Below are 14,859 nucleotides of genomic sequence, written 5' to 3' on the forward strand. Positions count from 1 at the left end.
GTCAGGGGTAGAGTGGTCGTCATTGTCTTTTCACCCGAATTCACCTGGAGCGACTCATGACCCAGACTTCGAACACCTCTGATCTGCGCAACGGCCCGGACGATAACGGCTTGTTCGGCTCGTTTGGTGGCCGCTACGTGGCGGAAACCCTGATGCCGTTGATCCTCGATCTGGCCCGTGAATACGAAGCGGCCAAGGAAGATCCTGCATTCAAAGAAGAATTGGCCTACTTCCAGCGCGACTACGTCGGACGTCCGAGCCCGCTGTATTTCGCTGAACGCCTGACCGAGTTCTGCGGCGGCGCGAAGATCTACCTCAAACGCGAAGAGCTGAACCACACCGGCGCGCACAAGATCAACAACTGCATCGGCCAGATCCTGCTGGCGCGGCGCATGGGCAAGAAACGCATCATCGCCGAGACCGGCGCCGGCATGCACGGCGTGGCCACTGCCACCGTCGCCGCGCGTTTCGGCCTGGATTGCGTGATCTACATGGGCACCACTGACATCGAACGTCAGCAGGCCAACGTATTCCGCATGAAGCTGCTGGGCGCTGAAGTGATTCCGGTCGTGGCAGGCACTGGCACTCTGAAAGATGCGATGAACGAAGCCCTGCGTGACTGGGTGACCAACGTCGACAACACCTTCTACCTGATCGGCACTGTGGCCGGCCCGCACCCTTATCCAGCAATGGTTCGCGACTTCCAGGCCGTGATCGGCAAGGAAACCCGCGATCAGTTGCAGGCGCAGGAAGGCCGTCTGCCGGACAGCCTGGTGGCGTGCATCGGTGGCGGTTCCAATGCCATGGGGCTGTTCCACCCGTTCCTCGACGACAAGAGCGTTGAAATCATCGGCGTTGAAGCCGCCGGTTACGGCATTGAAACCGGCAAGCATGCGGCGAGCCTGAATGGTGGCGTTCCGGGTGTGTTGCACGGCAACCGCACCTTCCTGCTGCAGGACGACGATGGCCAGATCATCGACGCCCACTCGATTTCCGCCGGCCTCGACTATCCGGGCATCGGCCCGGAACACGCGTGGTTGCATGACATCGGCCGTGTTCAGTACACCTCGGTGACCGACGACGAAGCCCTCGACGCGTTCCACAAATGCTGCCGTCTGGAAGGGATCATTCCTGCCCTGGAAAGCGCTCACGCTCTGGCTGAGGTTTTCAAACGCGCACCGAAGCTGCCGAAGGACCATCTGATGGTGGTTAACCTGTCGGGCCGTGGCGACAAAGATATGCAGACCGTCATGCACCATATGGAACAGTCCCAGCAGGAGAAACACTGATGAGCCGCCTGCAAAGCCGTTTTGCCGACCTCAAAGAACAGAACCGCGCCGCGCTGGTGACCTTCGTCACCGCCGGTGATCCGGACTACGACACCTCGCTGGCGATACTCAAAGGCTTGCCGGGTGCTGGCGCCGACGTAATCGAGCTGGGCATGCCGTTTACCGACCCGATGGCCGATGGTCCGGCGATTCAACTGGCGAATATTCGCGCGCTGGGTGCCAAGCAGAATCTGCTGAAAACCCTGCAAATGGTTCGTGAGTTCCGTGAAGGCAACAGCGACACGCCGCTGGTGTTGATGGGCTATTTCAACCCGATTCACATGTACGGTGTGTCGCGCTTCATTGCTGATGCGAAAGAGGCCGGCGTCGATGGCCTGATCGTGGTCGACATGCCGCCTGAGCACAACGCCGAGCTGTGCGACCCGGCACAGGCTGCCGGTCTGGACTTCATCCGTCTGACCACGCCGACCACTGACGACGCGCGTCTGCCGAAGGTGCTCAATGGCAGCTCCGGCTTCGTTTACTACGTGTCGGTGGCCGGTGTGACCGGTGCTGGTGCAGCAACGCTGGAGCACGTCGAAGAGGCGGTGACCCGTCTGCGTCGTCATACCGACCTGCCGATCAGTATCGGTTTTGGTATTCGCACGCCGGAGCAGGCAGCGGCCATCGCGCGTCTGGCCGACGGTGTTGTGGTGGGTTCGGCGTTGATCGATCACATTGCCAACGCAACGACGCCAGCCCAGGCCATCGACGGTGTACTGAGCCTGTGCTCGGCACTTTCCGAAGGCGTACGTAAGGCCCGCGTCAGCTGAAGGTAAAGTTCCTGATACAGAGGAATTAGCACCTTAAAGCACAGACTAAATGAGCAAGACCGAGGGCTTCAGAACATCGTTCTGAGGCCCTTTTTGCTGTTTGTGCCGTGAGGAAAGACCCGATGAAAATGCCGAAACGTCTGATGGCCGGACTGGGCGTGCTGTTGATCAGTGCGACACCGCTGCTGGCCAGCGCCGATCAGCGCGATGATCACGACCACGGCGGCCCGCAGCAGGGCCAGTACGACAACCATGGTAATGACCATCGCGACGATCACCGTGGCCCGCAGAACGATCACCGTGGCGGCCCGCCACCGCGCGACTTCGGCCCGGTACGCCAGACCATTCGCGATAACCATGGCTACTTCGTGCGCGGCGCACCGCCGCCTCCGGGGATTCATCTGGAGCGTGGCCGGCCGTTGCCGCACGGCTATTACGGCGAGCGTCTGGATAATCGTGCGCTAGGTCGTTTGCCGGTGTATCCGGGCTACGAATGGCGGCGGGCGGGAGGCGATATCGTGCTGATCGCGGTGGGCACCGGGATCGTTTACGAGATTCTGGATGGCGTCTTGAATTGATCTGCAGGTAATAAAAAAGACCGCAGCCAATGGCTGCGGTCTTTTTTCAGGGCAGCTCCAGTCCGCCGGAGGCCTTGTGCAGTTTGCGCAGATGCGCGCCAATCTGCTTCACGTTCTCCTCGCTGGCGGCAATCTCCGCAGCACGCTTGGGTTCCAGCAACTTGCGTACTTCTGCGTCCAGATCGCCGGAAAGCACCAATAGCTTTTTCTGTCGTTGGCTGCTTTCGTCTTCCAGTCGCTTGAACTCGCTCGGTTGCGGCAATCCATAACCACGGCTATCGAGCAGTTCCGCCGGGCGACTGAGGAACCCGCTGTTGGCGAGAATTTCCTGCAAGGTCGCGTTGGCCTTGTCCATGCCGCCGTTTTCCAGCTCGCGAGCGCCGAGGTAACGCTGCTTGACCTCGTCCTGCGCCAGCAGCAATTGGCGGCGATAGCTGGCTTGCTCCAGCAACAGCAGCGCGGCACTGGTGCGCAGATCTGCACGTTCGAACCACTCACGGCGTTCTTCGGCTGTCAGCGAAAGCCATTCCTCGACGGTGTTCTGCTTGATCGGTAATTGCTTTTTCAGCACATCGAACATCGCCTGATAGCGATCGCGGAACGAGTCGAAGCGATAGCCCAGACGCAACGCTTCTTTCGGATCATCCAGCACACTGGTGTCCGCCAGACCACGGCCCTTCATCACTTCCAGCAAGCCGTTGGGCATGATGCTGTCCAGGCCCACGAACTGCGTGTTGTTGCTGCCGCTGCGCAATAGCTTCAGGCCTTCTACCGCGCAGTTGTTGGACAGGAAGAAGTAGTTGCCGTCATAGCTCCAGTGCATTTCGGCAGCGTGTTCGACCACGCCTTCGATCTCGTCGCGGGACAGGTTCAGTGGCACGGAGGCGAGGCTGCGCAGTTCGGTCTTGGTGTATTCGTCGATGACCTGCGCCAGCGGCAACACGAACAGGCGCGATGGGTATTTGCCGACCAGTCCGTCCCAGCTCGACAGCTGCACATCACCGACAAAGGCGCGGTAGGACAACACCAGATGCTGGTCCAGATCGAGCCGGCAATCCGGGCCACGTGGGCGGCCCGGCGCGCAGATCACCAGACGCAACATGCTGTGGCCCCAGCGGCTGACCCAGTTCTGATTGGCCTCGGCCAGCAGGTAGTCGACTGCATAGACCCGTTCCGGGTCGACTTGCCCTAACGGTTGCTTGGCAAAGTCGTTACCGGCATTGAGAAACGCGAAGGTCTTGCTGCAAGAGTCTTTGGCCGATGGCGCCCAGCCGAAGTGTTGCTGGTAATAGCGGTACAACGCAGGACGGCGGCAGGCATAACTCGGGTCGAGGAGGAAATACTCCATGTTGACCGCGACGAACTCCTTGGGACTGGAGATTTCGTACAGGTCCGGGCTGCGGGCGATCTGCCGATTGTGTTGTTCGCGCTCACCGCGACGACCGACGTATTGCTGCCAACCAGCGAGGTCGAGCAGGCGCGGATCATCGCTGAGGGTGAAGCGCCGGCCATTCTGGCCACGGCATTCGTCGGGAATGCCGATCAGCCCGGCGCTGTTGAATCGTCGGGTGCAGCGCTGGATCAGCGTGCGCTCGGCGTCCGGCCACAAGCGCGCACGGTCGTAAATGTGGGTGATCTCATGCAGCACCGTGGCGAGCAGTTCCTGGCGCACAGTGCCGTGGGGGCGATTGGTTTTTTCTTTGGCCGCGCTGCCATCGGTGAGGCCCGCGAGCAGTTTGCGATTCAGATCGAGCTCGGAAACCAGCGTGGCCTGGCCATAGGCATTGCCGGGCATGTCATCGGTCCAGCCGACATCAATGCGCCGGTCCAGCCGCTCGATAAAACTCGGCGGCAGCTTTTGCATCGCCTCATCGATCAGCGCCTGGCTGGCCTGTTGTTGGGTGGGGCTCAGACCGTCGGTCTTGAGCCGCAATTGCAGGCCGGCGTGGGCGCTGTTGCCAAGTAGCAACAACGCCCCGGCCAGCAGCCAGGCGCCGATTGACTTCACAGTGCGAGGATGGCTTCGGCGAGTACCTGATCGCTGGCGTCACGCGCTTCCGGCACACGAGTGCGCAGGGTGTTCAGCGCTGCTTCCAGATGCGCGCCGCGGATATCGCCGTTTGTGGCGACGAAACTGGCGGCGTCATCGTGCGCTTCGCGGATGATTTTCGAGTCGCGAATCGACGTGGTGGTATCGGAAGTGAAATCGATGGTGCGCTGGGAGGCACGAACGATGATGTTACTGGTGGCTACCAGGGTGTGCGCCTGGGCCACATCGGCCAACAAAAACAGGCCAAGGGCGGCAGCAATCAGCGGGCTACGCATGGAACGACTCCGGAGGGGCAAGGATAACGGGGGAACAGGATAACTATTGGACGAGAATTGCCTCTGCCAGTTCAAGGTCACTGACATGAAGTTTCGGCCGGGTTTTGCGCAAGTAATGCAGCGCGGATTCCAGACGGGCACCTCGCCATTCACCGTCACTGGCAACAAACGCAGCCGCATCATCGCGGGCCGCGAGCACTAGTTTACGGTCGAAAGGTGCGGAAGACACCATGCTGGTGGCGTAACCACTGACGACGGTGCCTTGTGTCGACGCATTGAAGGCATCAAAGGCATTGACTGGCGTCGCCCAGCAGGTGCTGAACAATACAGAGGGGATCAGTAGATTTGAAAGAAAGCGCATCGGACTCGGTAATTTTTGCTGAGCCCAAAGGCTAGCGCAATGCCCGGGCCAGAGCCAGCGCCGAAACATCGGGACACGTTGCGCGTGTCCCGCAATGCCTGGACTCGCTTAGATCGTCAGTATGGCTTGGGCCAGCTGTGCGTCGGTCGCATTCAGTTGTGGCGCCTGGTGACGGATATGATCCAGCGCGCTTTCCAGTTTCACCCCACGGATCTCGCCTTCGCTGGCGACGAAGCTGGCGGCGTCGTCACGGGCAGCCAGAACGATTTTGTCGTCACGGAAGGACGAGGTGACGTCGGAAGTCGCGTCGGACGAGGACTTCAGTGCACCGACAACGGCGTCGGTGGTGACGATAAAGCTGGTGGCGCTGGCGTTGGCAGCCACGGCCAGCATGGCGGCGGCACTGAGCAGACGAAGACGGGACATGGTGTAACTCCTGTGGATAAACCGTATTGAGAGGTGGCTCGGTATCTGAGGAGTCAGACGCCAGTGACACAGCATTCGCCACGTTCTGCGTGGATATTAGGCCGACGGGCGACTTTCGCACAGTGGGCAGAGTGCTAGCGCCAGAAGGGTTTATCCAGTTCGTTCACGCGGTCGGCGTGGCTGAGACCAAGATCAGCGAGATCACGATTATCGAGTTGAGATAGCAGGCGCCGCGTTCTGGCGCGCTCCAGGCTGCCCCAGAGGCTGTGAAACAAGCGTTGCAGAGCGTTGGGGCGAGAAGCCGGTAAGCTTAAAATTTCTGAAACATCCTGTAAGTCATTCATGGCGTATTCCGTTTACCGGTGAAGGCGGAAGGTCATGTTGAGCCTGTCGCGGACAAAGATGCAGATACACTCGAATGAAATTGTACTGGTTCAGATGTTGATTATTTAAAACTGTACCTGTTATCGATATCGGCAGGTGTACCGGCATTTTTCCGGCCCGAAAACGACAAAACCCGTCGTGGTTTCCCACGACGGGTTTTGTTTGTTCAATTCGGGTTGCTGGCGGTGGGTCTAACGACCAGAGCCAGCGACGCTACTTAGCGCCAGAACGGCTTGCTCAGCTCTTCGTAGCGTTGTGCTTCGCTGATACCGGCGTCAGCCAGCAGACGCGAATCCAGACGGGCCAATTGGTGGCGGCTGGAGATGCGGCGCTGCCACAACATCAGGTTGGCGATAACGCGCAGAGGCAGGGAAGCCTGGGTGTTTACAGCTTTGTCTTCGAAGAACAGTTCGGAACTGAGTGTACGTTCCATGGTTGACATCCTTCCGCTTGTGGCGGGATCAGGTAGTGGTTTGACTGGTGCCCATGATCCTCTCGTTTGCCAAGTCTCTCTAGATACAGTTCAACTGTATTGTGAGTGACCAGTTAACTGTTTATAGCGGGTGTATGGGTCAAAATTGAGCAAACTGTACTTGTCCGCACTCAAGTGGTGCATTTATGCTCGATTCACTTGGAAAGGTAGGCAAAGTCTGTAGGAAATGACCAGTACAGAAGTACAGTTTTTGTCAGGTTGGAGGCTTGCGAAAGTCCGCCGACGCAAACTGTGGTTGCGTCGGCGGTTTATCTGTGTGAATCAGACCGCGAGCATGCGCCCGGTTTCTTCCAGATTCATGTGCCAGCTCAAGGCTTCCCGCAGGATGTGCGGGGTATGACCACCGATTGCACAGGCCGCCGTGAAGTAATCGTTCAGTGCCTGACGGAAGTCCGGGTGCACGCAGTTATCGATGATGACCCGCGCACGCTCCCGTGGCGCCAGGCCGCGTAAATCGGCCAGACCCACTTCGGTCACCAGAATGTCGACGTCGTGCTCGGTGTGGTCAACGTGGCTGACCATCGGTACTACGCTGGAAATCGCGCCACCCTTGGCGATCGACTTGGTCACAAACACCGCCAGATGCGCGTTGCGCGCGAAGTCGCCGGAACCGCCGATGCCATTCATCATCCGCGTACCGCAAACGTGGGTGGAATTGACGTTGCCGTAGATGTCGAACTCCAGCGCCGTGTTGATGCCGATGATGCCCAAGCGACGGACCACTTCCGGGTGGTTGGAGATCTCCTGCGGACGCAGTACCAGTTTGTCCTTGTACTTCTCCAGGTTACCGAACACGTCGCTGTTGCGGCGCTCCGACAGGGTGATCGAGCTGCCCGAAGCGAAGCTCAGCTTGCCGGCATCGATCAGGTCGAAGGTCGAATCCTGCAGCACTTCGGAGTACATGGTCAGGTCTTCGAACGGCGAATCAATCAGGCCGCACATCACCGCGTTGGCAATGTTGCCGATGCCGGCCTGCAACGGGCCGAGCTTGTTGGTCATGCGCCCGGCGTCGACTTCCTGCTTGAAGAAGGTGATCAGGTGATCGGCGATGGCGTTGGTGTCGACGTCCGGCGACGACACGGTGGACGGCGAATCCGCCTGCTGGGTGATGACGATGGCGACAATCTTCTCCGGCGGTATCGGAATCGCCGTGCTACCGATGCGGTCGTCAACTTTTACCAGCGGGATCGGCGTGCGCGTCGGGCGATACGTCGGGATATAGATGTCATGCAGGCCTTCGAGGTTGGCGTTGTGCGCCAGGTTGATCTCGACGATCACCTGTTTGGCGAAAATCGCGAAGCTCGCCGAGTTGCCCACCGAAGTGGTCGGCACGATGTGGCCCTGCTCGGTGATGGCCACGGCTTCGATGACCGCGATGTCCGGCAGCTTCAGTTGCTGGTTGCGCAGTTGCTCGACGGTTTCCGACAGATGCTGGTCGATGAACATCACTTGGCCGGCGTTGATCGCCTTGCGCAGGGTGCTGTCGACCTGGAATGGCATGCGTCGCGACAATACGCCGGCTTCGGTCAATTGCTTGTCGAGGTCGTTGCCCAGGCTGGCGCCAGTCATCAGGCTGATCTTCAGCGGCGTGACCTTGGCCCGCTCGGCCAGTGCGTGAGGGACGGCTTTGGCTTCGCCGGCACGGGTGAAACCGCTCATGCCGACGGTCATCCCGTCCTCAATCAGAGCGGCTGCGTCGGCGGCGCTCATCACTTTATCCAACAACGAAGGCAGGCGAATACGGTCACGGTACATGGATTATTATCTCGGGAAGCGAGTAGCAGGATGCGCAGTCTAGTGAATTTGACGGGCGCCTGTCCCGCTACCAAGGTCGCAAACGAGGCGTCTATTCAGCGGGTTTCAAGTAAAACACCGTTACTGGATCTGCAACAACGCGGCATATTGTCCGACCGTTTGCGCAAACAAAAACGCCCCGACAGGTCGGGGCGTTTGGTATTGCAACGGTGGATTACTCGACCGCTTTGACCATGTCTTCGATGACTTTCTTCGCGTCGCCGAAAACCATCATGGTCTTGTCCAGGTAGAACAGTTCGTTGTCCAGACCGGCGTAGCCGCTGGCCATCGAGCGCTTGTTGACGATGATGGTCTTGGCCTTGAACGCTTCGAGAATCGGCATGCCGGCAATCGGCGACTTCGGATCGTTCTTCGCGGCCGGGTTGACCACGTCGTTCGCACCGAGCACCAGCACCACGTCGGCCTGGCCGAACTCGGAGTTGATGTCTTCCATCTCGAACACTTGGTCGTAAGGCACTTCGGCCTCGGCGAGCAGAACGTTCATGTGCCCCGGCATACGGCCGGCCACCGGGTGGATCGCGTACTTCACGGTCACGCCTCGGTGGGTCAGCTTCTCGGTCAGCTCTTTCAGCGCATGTTGTGCACGCGCGACCGCCAAGCCATAACCCGGGACGATGATCACGGTGTCGGCGTTGGTCAGCAGGAAGGTCGCGTCGTCAGCCGAACCGGATTTAACCGGACGGGCTTCTTTCGCACCGGCAGGGCCTGCATCGGCCGTGTTGCCGAAACCGCCGAGCAGTACATTAAAGAAGGAACGGTTCATCGCCTTGCACATGATGTACGAGAGGATTGCACCGCTCGAACCCACCAGGGAGCCGGCAATGATCAGCATCGAGTTGTTCAGTGAGAAGCCAATACCGGCCGCCGCCCAGCCGGAATAGCTGTTGAGCATCGACACCACCACCGGCATGTCCGCGCCGCCGATCGGGATAATGATCAGCACGCCCATCACGAACGCCAGCGCCAGCATCAGCGCGAACGCGGTGAGGTTGCCGGTGAACATGAAGGTCAGGCCGAGTGCCAGCGTCGCCAGCCCCAGCACAGCGTTCAGTTTGTGCTGACCGGCGAACTGTACCGGTGCGCCCTGGAACAGACGGAACTTGTACTTGCCCGACAGCTTGCCGAAGGCGATTACCGAACCAGAGAAGGTGATTGCACCGATAGCGGCACCAAGGAACAGCTCCAGACGGTTGCCCGTCGGGATCGAGTCGCCCAGTTGTTTGACGATGCCCAGCGATTGCGGCTCAACCACCGCAGCGATAGCGATGAACACTGCTGCGAGGCCGATCATGCTGTGCATGAAGGCGACCAGTTCCGGCATCTTGGTCATTTCAACGCGCTTGGCCATGATCGAACCGGCCGTGCCACCGACCAGCAGACCAACGATGACGTAACCGATACCGGCAGTGGCGAGCTCAGCCCCGAGCTTATAGATGAGGCCGACGGTGGTCAGGATGGCTAGCGCCATGCCGAGCATGCCGAACAGGTTGCCGCGCCGCGAAGTGGTCGGGTGCGACAGGCCTTTGAGGGCCTGGATAAAGCAGATCGACGCGATCAGGTAGAGCGTCGTGACGAGATTCATGCTCATTACTTCGGCGCCTCTTCTTTTACTTTCGGGGCTTTCTTCTTGAACATCTCAAGCATGCGGCGGGTGACCAGGAAGCCACCGAACACGTTGACCGCAGCCAATGCCACGGCGAGGGTGCCCATGGTTTTGCCCAGCGGCGTGACGGTCAGTGCGGCCGCCAGCATGGCGCCGACGATCACGATCGCCGAAATGGCGTTGGTCACTGCCATCAATGGCGTGTGCAGCGCAGGTGTAACGTTCCAGACCACGTGGTAACCGACATAAATCGCCAGCACGAAGATGATCAGGTTGTAGATACCGGGGGAAATAAGCTCTTCCATCGTCTGAATCCCTGCTTAGGCGTTTTTGCGGATGACTTGGCCGTCGCGGCACATCAGGCACGCGGCGACGATGTCGTCTTCGAGGTTGACGTCGAACTGGCCTTCTTTGGTGAAGACCAGCTTGAGGAAGTCCAGCAGGTTGCGGGCGTACAGTGCCGAGGCGTCTGCAGCGACTTCACCGGCCAGATTGGTCGGGCCGCAAATGGTCACGCCATTCTCGATCACGACTTGATCAGCCACGGTCAGCGGGCAGTTTCCACCCTGAGCCGCGGCGAGGTCGATGACCACCGAGCCCGGTTTCATCTGCGCCACGGTGTCCGCGCTCAACAGCGTCGGTGCCTTGCGGCCCGGAATCAGCGCAGTAGTGATGACGATGTCAGCCTGCTTGGCGCGCTCGTGCACGGCCTGTGCCTGCCGCTGCATCCAGCTCGCCGGCATAGGCCGGGCGTAACCGCCGACACCAACGGCGCATTCACGCTCTTCATCGGTCTCGTAAGGCACGTCGACGAACTTGGCGCCGAGGGATTCGATCTGCTCTTTTACTGCCGGACGCACGTCAGACGCTTCGATCACCGCACCCAGACGTTTCGCCGTGGCAATCGCCTGTAACCCGGCAACGCCGGCGCCAAGAATCAGCACGCGCGCCGCTTTCACGGTGCCCGCTGCCGTCATCAGCATCGGCATGAAGCGCGGATAGTGGTGAGCGGCCAGCAACACAGCCTTATAGCCGGCAATGTTCGCCTGCGACGACAACACATCGAGACTCTGCGCGCGCGAGGTGCGCGGCGCCGCTTCGAGGGCGAACGCGGTAATGCCGCACTCGGCCATCTTCGCGATCGTTTCGTTGTTGAACGGGTTGAGCATGCCGACCAGCACCGTACCGCGCTTGATCAGCGCCAGTTCGGTATCGCTCGGGGCGACCACTTTGAGAATCAGCTCGGCGCCAAACGCGTCATTGGCACTGCCAATGGTTGCGCCTGCCGCTTCATAGGCACTGTCGACCACACTGGCTTTTACGCCGGCGCCGGTTTGCACTGTGACCTTATGACCTTGGCTGATCAGCTTTTTAATGGTTTCCGGGGTTGCAGCAACCCTTGTTTCACCGGTCTGGGTTTCGAGAGGAACACCAATGTGCACGTCAAATCTCCTGCGTGATCTTATTGAGTAAACCCATGCACTACGGATGGTGCGACTGGGGCGGCCGATCAGCACGATCCCGCCAAATCAGGGCGGGGCGCGGCATTTTGCAGGCGAACTTTATGCCCTTCAAGGGATTATGACGGGTGACGGAAAATTAACTACAAGTCATGCCGTGACCGAATGTCGCAGATGGCCAGCTGAATCCCTTGCAGGCCGTGCCTTGTAAGGATTCTGGCCGATTATGGAAAAATTTCTCATCGGTGACGTGAATAGGCATCAATGCGTCGCCGATGAAGGCTCAAAGCCACGTCGTCAGGCGCTTGTGGGACGTCTGTACGACTTTCGGATACAGTCTGTGCAATTGCGACAAATACTTATATCTGTAGGGCTTTTATTTTCCTGACTACCGGGTTAGCAATTGCTGTAAGCCTTTATCCTTCTAGGCTGTAGCTCTGCGCCTGGATTACCAGCCAGTCACGAAAAGCCTTTAATGACGCTGATTCGACCTTTCGTTCGGGAATCATCAGGTAATAGGCCTTGATGCTGGAGAGTGCCTGCGGGTTGGCAATCACCAGGCGCTTCTCTGCCAATTCACGCTGAATCAAGAACGGTGGAATCAGCGCGATGCCCATGTCGTGCATGGCGGCTTGGGCGAGCATGGAGAATAGCTCGTAGCGCGGGCCTGTCATGTCGCGGGGGATGTTCAGGTGTTGTGAGTTGAACCATTGACGCCAGGCATAAGGGCGGGTGGTCTGCTGCAACAACGGTAGCTCGGCGATTGCCTCGGCTGTCAGATGTGTCTTGTTACCGAGTAGGGCGGGGCTGCACACCGGCATCGGATTTTCGCCCATCAGCCTGTGGGATTCGGTACCCGACCAGTCGGCATCGCCAAAGTAGATCGCGGCATCGAATTCGGTATCGGCAAACAGAAAGGGCCGGGTGCGGTTGGTCAGGTTGACCGTGACTTCCGGGTGTTTGAGCTGGAAATCCTTGAGCCGCGGTAGCAGCCATTGCGTGCCGAAGGTCGGCACCACCGCCAGTTCGATCACGTTGGTGCCTTGCTGGCCCATCACCGACAAGGTGTCGCGTTCGACTGCATCCAGTTGCGTGGCGACACGGCGACTGTAGGAAAGTCCCGCCTCGGTCAGTTTTACCCCGCGTCGCGAGCGTCGGAACAGTTCCACACTGAGGAACTCTTCAAGGCTGGCGATCTGTCGGCAAATGGCGCCTTGAGTGAGGGAAAGTTCTTCAGCGGCCCGGGTAAAGCTCTCGTGGCGAGCGGCAGCTTCGAAGCTGATCAGGGCGGTTGTACTGGGGATCTTCCTGCGCATGTACGTCAACCTCACTAATGCGCCGCATAAAAGGCATTTCGCGACGTTTCGGAATGAGAAATTAGCACAACAGAATGCGAAATCCTCGTTTGTCGCGACGGCGAACCGCGCCTACGATCAATGCCACGTTAATTCAGCCGATTTGCGAGGACACACTCATGGGCGGTAAAGCTAGCTTCAACTGGATCGATCCCCTGCTGCTGGATCAACAGCTCACCGAAGAAGAGCGCATGATCCGCGACACCGCCGAGCAGTTTGCTCAACAGAGCCTCGCACCGCGTGTCCTCGAAGCTTTCCGTCATGAGAAGACTGACCCGGCGATCTTCCGCGAGATGGGCGAAGTCGGCCTGTTGGGTGCGACGATTCCTGAGCAGTACGGTGGCAGTGGCCTCAACTATGTCAGCTATGGTCTGATTGCCCGTGAAGTCGAGCGGGTCGATTCCGGCTACCGCTCGATGATGAGCGTGCAGTCGTCGCTGGTAATGGTGCCGATCAACGAATTCGGCACCGAAGCACAGAAGCAGAAATACCTGCCGAAACTGGCTTCCGGCGAGTGGATCGGCTGCTTCGGCCTGACCGAACCCAACCACGGTTCCGACCCGGGTGCGATGATCACTCGTGCACGTAAGGTCGACGGCGGCTACAGCCTGACCGGCGCGAAGATGTGGATCACCAACAGCCCGATCGCTGATGTGTTTGTGGTCTGGGCCAAAGACGATGCCGGCGACATTCGTGGCTTCGTGTTGGAAAAAGGCTGGAAAGGCCTGAGCGCCCCGGCGATTCACGGCAAGGTTGGTCTGCGTGCGTCGATCACCGGTGAGATCGTCATGGATAATGTGTTCGTACCGGAAGAGAACATCTTCCCTGACGTGCGTGGTTTGAAAGGCCCGTTCACCTGCCTGAACTCTGCACGTTACGGCATCTCCTGGGGCGCACTGGGCGCTGCCGAGTTCTGCTGGCACACCGCTCGCCAATACACGCTGGATCGTCAGCAGTTCGGTCGCCCATTGGCCGCTACTCAGTTGATCCAGAAGAAACTGGCTGACATGCAGACCGAGATCACGTTGGCCCTTCAGGGCTGCCTGCGTCTGGGCCGTATGAAGGACGAAGGTACTGCGGCGGTCGAAATCACCTCGATCATGAAGCGCAACTCGTGCGGCAAGTCGCTGGATATCGCTCGTATGGCGCGCGACATGTTGGGTGGTAACGGTATCTCCGACGAGTTCGGCGTGGCGCGTCACCTGGTTAACCTGGAAGTGGTGAATACCTATGAAGGCACTCACGACGTCCACGCGCTGATCCTTGGGCGTGCGCAAACCGGTCTGCAGGCGTTCTATTAATAGGAGAGCGACCATGGGCGCGCTGTCGCATCTGCGGGTACTGGATTTATCGCGAGTATTGGCCGGGCCGTGGGCCGGGCAGATCCTCGCCGACCTTGGCGCCGAGGTGATCAAGGTCGAGCGCCCTGGTAATGGCGATGACACTCGCGCCTGGGGGCCACCCTTCCTTAAAGACGCTTATGGCGAGAATACGTCAGAAGCGGCCTATTACCTGTCGGCCAACCGCAACAAGCAGTCGGTGACCATCGATTTCACTCGCCCCGAGGGGCAGAAGCTGGTGCGCGAGCTGGCGGCGAAGTCGGACATTCTCATCGAGAACTTCAAGGTCGGTGGTCTGGCGGCTTATGGGCTGGACTATGAATCGCTGAAGGCGATGAATCCGAACTTGATCTATTGCTCGATTACCGGGTTCGGCCAGACGGGGCCTTACGCCAAGCGCGCCGGTTATGACTTCATGATCCAGGGGTTGGGCGGGCTGATGAGCCTGACTGGTCGGCCTGAGGGTGATGAGGGGGCCGGGCCGGTGAAGGTGGGTGTGGCGTTGACGGATATTCTTACCGGTCTGTATTCGACGGTGGCGATTCTGGCGGCGCTGGCTCACCGCGATCACGATGGCGGTGGCCAGCACATCGATATGGCGCTGCTGGATGTTCAGGT

General features: G+C 59.3%; 16 protein-coding genes (1 of these 16 only partly in view). 5 read left to right on the forward strand and 11 right to left on the reverse strand.

Going from position 1 to position 14,859, the window contains the following annotated elements:
* Positions 1-56: 56 nt before the first annotated feature.
* The 3 genes from trpB to U6037_RS00505 all read left to right on the forward strand — a co-directional run bounded on the left by trpB (position 57) and on the right by U6037_RS00505 (position 2,679).
* A complete protein-coding gene (gene trpB / locus U6037_RS00495; RefSeq protein ID WP_141126104.1) occupies positions 57-1,289 on the forward strand; it encodes a tryptophan synthase subunit beta in 1,233 nt (410 codons plus the stop codon).
* Positions 1,289-2,101, forward strand: coding sequence for a tryptophan synthase subunit alpha (gene trpA / locus U6037_RS00500; protein ID WP_322845446.1), 813 nt, complete (start codon positions 1,289-1,291; stop codon positions 2,099-2,101). The genes trpB and trpA overlap by 1 nt, the downstream gene beginning before the upstream one ends.
* A 122-nt stretch (positions 2,102-2,223) precedes the next feature.
* Positions 2,224-2,679, forward strand: a complete 456-nt coding sequence (locus tag U6037_RS00505) for an anti-virulence regulator CigR family protein (protein WP_322845447.1) — start codon at positions 2,224-2,226, stop codon at positions 2,677-2,679.
* Between the two features lie 46 nt (positions 2,680-2,725).
* On the opposite strand, the gene U6037_RS00510 is transcribed toward U6037_RS00505, so the two are convergent.
* From U6037_RS00510 to U6037_RS00560, 11 genes are all read right to left on the reverse strand, one after another.
* Complete coding sequence (locus U6037_RS00510) at positions 2,726-4,687, reverse strand: DUF4105 domain-containing protein (protein WP_322845448.1); 1,962 nt, start codon at positions 4,685-4,687, stop codon at positions 2,726-2,728.
* Positions 4,684-5,004 (reverse strand): DUF2388 domain-containing protein, encoded by a 321-nt coding sequence (locus U6037_RS00515; RefSeq protein ID WP_007911662.1) that lies wholly within the window; start codon positions 5,002-5,004, stop codon positions 4,684-4,686. The genes U6037_RS00510 and U6037_RS00515 overlap by 4 nt, the downstream gene beginning before the upstream one ends.
* Before the next feature lie 43 nt (positions 5,005-5,047).
* Positions 5,048-5,365 (reverse strand): DUF2388 domain-containing protein, encoded by a 318-nt coding sequence (locus U6037_RS00520; protein WP_322845449.1) that lies wholly within the window; start codon positions 5,363-5,365, stop codon positions 5,048-5,050.
* Between the two features lie 108 nt (positions 5,366-5,473).
* Entirely contained in the window at positions 5,474-5,791 is a 318-nt protein-coding gene (locus U6037_RS00525) for a DUF2388 domain-containing protein (protein WP_074689737.1), read from the reverse strand.
* 134 nt (positions 5,792-5,925) lie between these two features.
* Positions 5,926-6,135 carry a DUF1127 domain-containing protein gene (locus tag U6037_RS00530; protein WP_322845450.1) on the reverse strand — a complete coding sequence of 70 codons (210 nt, stop codon included), beginning with the start codon at positions 6,133-6,135 and terminating at the stop codon, positions 5,926-5,928.
* A 257-nt stretch (positions 6,136-6,392) separates the two neighbouring features.
* Entirely contained in the window at positions 6,393-6,608 is a 216-nt protein-coding gene (locus tag U6037_RS00535) for a DUF1127 domain-containing protein (protein WP_007911656.1), read from the reverse strand.
* Positions 6,609-6,929: 321 nt separating this feature from the next.
* On the reverse strand, positions 6,930-8,423 hold the full coding sequence (locus U6037_RS00540; protein ID WP_134178487.1) for an acetyl-CoA hydrolase/transferase family protein: 1,494 nt from the start codon (positions 8,421-8,423) through the stop codon (positions 6,930-6,932).
* A 214-nt stretch (positions 8,424-8,637) separates the two neighbouring features.
* The gene (locus U6037_RS00545; RefSeq protein WP_016985542.1) at positions 8,638-10,071 is read right to left on the reverse strand and encodes an NAD(P)(+) transhydrogenase (Re/Si-specific) subunit beta; all 1,434 of its coding nucleotides are present in this window, start codon (positions 10,069-10,071) and stop codon (positions 8,638-8,640) included.
* Positions 10,071-10,391, reverse strand: a complete 321-nt coding sequence (locus U6037_RS00550; RefSeq protein WP_003187417.1) for an NAD(P) transhydrogenase subunit alpha — start codon at positions 10,389-10,391, stop codon at positions 10,071-10,073. The genes U6037_RS00545 and U6037_RS00550 overlap by 1 nt, the downstream gene beginning before the upstream one ends.
* A 15-nt stretch (positions 10,392-10,406) precedes the next feature.
* Positions 10,407-11,528 carry a Re/Si-specific NAD(P)(+) transhydrogenase subunit alpha gene (locus U6037_RS00555; RefSeq protein ID WP_322845451.1) on the reverse strand — a complete coding sequence of 374 codons (1,122 nt, stop codon included), beginning with the start codon at positions 11,526-11,528 and terminating at the stop codon, positions 10,407-10,409.
* A gap of 434 nt (positions 11,529-11,962) precedes the next feature.
* Positions 11,963-12,862 carry a LysR family transcriptional regulator gene (locus U6037_RS00560; RefSeq protein ID WP_322845452.1) on the reverse strand — a complete coding sequence of 300 codons (900 nt, stop codon included), beginning with the start codon at positions 12,860-12,862 and terminating at the stop codon, positions 11,963-11,965.
* Between the two features lie 158 nt (positions 12,863-13,020).
* Here U6037_RS00560 and U6037_RS00565 point away from each other — a divergent pair, with 158 nt between their 5' ends.
* Entirely contained in the window at positions 13,021-14,202 is a 1,182-nt protein-coding gene (locus U6037_RS00565) for an acyl-CoA dehydrogenase (RefSeq protein ID WP_007953903.1), read from the forward strand.
* A gap of 13 nt (positions 14,203-14,215) precedes the next feature.
* Positions 14,216-14,859: the 5' portion of a CaiB/BaiF CoA-transferase family protein gene (locus tag U6037_RS00570; RefSeq protein WP_322845453.1), read on the forward strand. Its footprint extends 577 nt past the window's final position; 644 of the gene's 1,221 nt are visible here — the first part of the coding sequence; it begins with the start codon at positions 14,216-14,218; its stop codon lies beyond the right edge, outside the window.

Origin of the sequence: Pseudomonas sp. B33.4, from assembly GCF_034555375.1 — a bacterium.
Classification (GTDB): Bacteria; Pseudomonadota; Gammaproteobacteria; order Pseudomonadales; family Pseudomonadaceae; genus Aquipseudomonas.

Bases quoted from the DNA above. Each gene is read 5' to 3' on its own strand.
- trpB (WP_141126104.1), top strand. From the start codon at position 57: ATGACCCAGACTTCGAACACCTCTGATCTGCGCAACGGCCCGGACGAT.
- trpA (WP_322845446.1), top strand. From the start codon at position 1,289: ATGAGCCGCCTGCAAAGCCGTTTTGCCGACCTCAAAGAACAGAACCGC.
- U6037_RS00505 (WP_322845447.1), top strand. From the start codon at position 2,224: ATGAAAATGCCGAAACGTCTGATGGCCGGACTGGGCGTGCTGTTGATC.
- U6037_RS00515 (WP_007911662.1), bottom strand. From the start codon at position 5,004: ATGCGTAGCCCGCTGATTGCTGCCGCCCTTGGCCTGTTTTTGTTGGCC.
- U6037_RS00520 (WP_322845449.1), bottom strand. From the start codon at position 5,365: ATGCGCTTTCTTTCAAATCTACTGATCCCCTCTGTATTGTTCAGCACC.
- U6037_RS00525 (WP_074689737.1), bottom strand. From the start codon at position 5,791: ATGTCCCGTCTTCGTCTGCTCAGTGCCGCCGCCATGCTGGCCGTGGCT.
- U6037_RS00530 (WP_322845450.1), bottom strand. From the start codon at position 6,135: ATGAATGACTTACAGGATGTTTCAGAAATTTTAAGCTTACCGGCTTCT.
- U6037_RS00535 (WP_007911656.1), bottom strand. From the start codon at position 6,608: ATGGAACGTACACTCAGTTCCGAACTGTTCTTCGAAGACAAAGCTGTA.
- U6037_RS00540 (WP_134178487.1), bottom strand. From the start codon at position 8,423: ATGTACCGTGACCGTATTCGCCTGCCTTCGTTGTTGGATAAAGTGATG.
- U6037_RS00545 (WP_016985542.1), bottom strand. From the start codon at position 10,071: ATGAGCATGAATCTCGTCACGACGCTCTACCTGATCGCGTCGATCTGC.
- U6037_RS00550 (WP_003187417.1), bottom strand. From the start codon at position 10,391: ATGGAAGAGCTTATTTCCCCCGGTATCTACAACCTGATCATCTTCGTG.
- U6037_RS00560 (WP_322845452.1), bottom strand. From the start codon at position 12,862: ATGCGCAGGAAGATCCCCAGTACAACCGCCCTGATCAGCTTCGAAGCT.
- U6037_RS00565 (WP_007953903.1), top strand. From the start codon at position 13,021: ATGGGCGGTAAAGCTAGCTTCAACTGGATCGATCCCCTGCTGCTGGAT.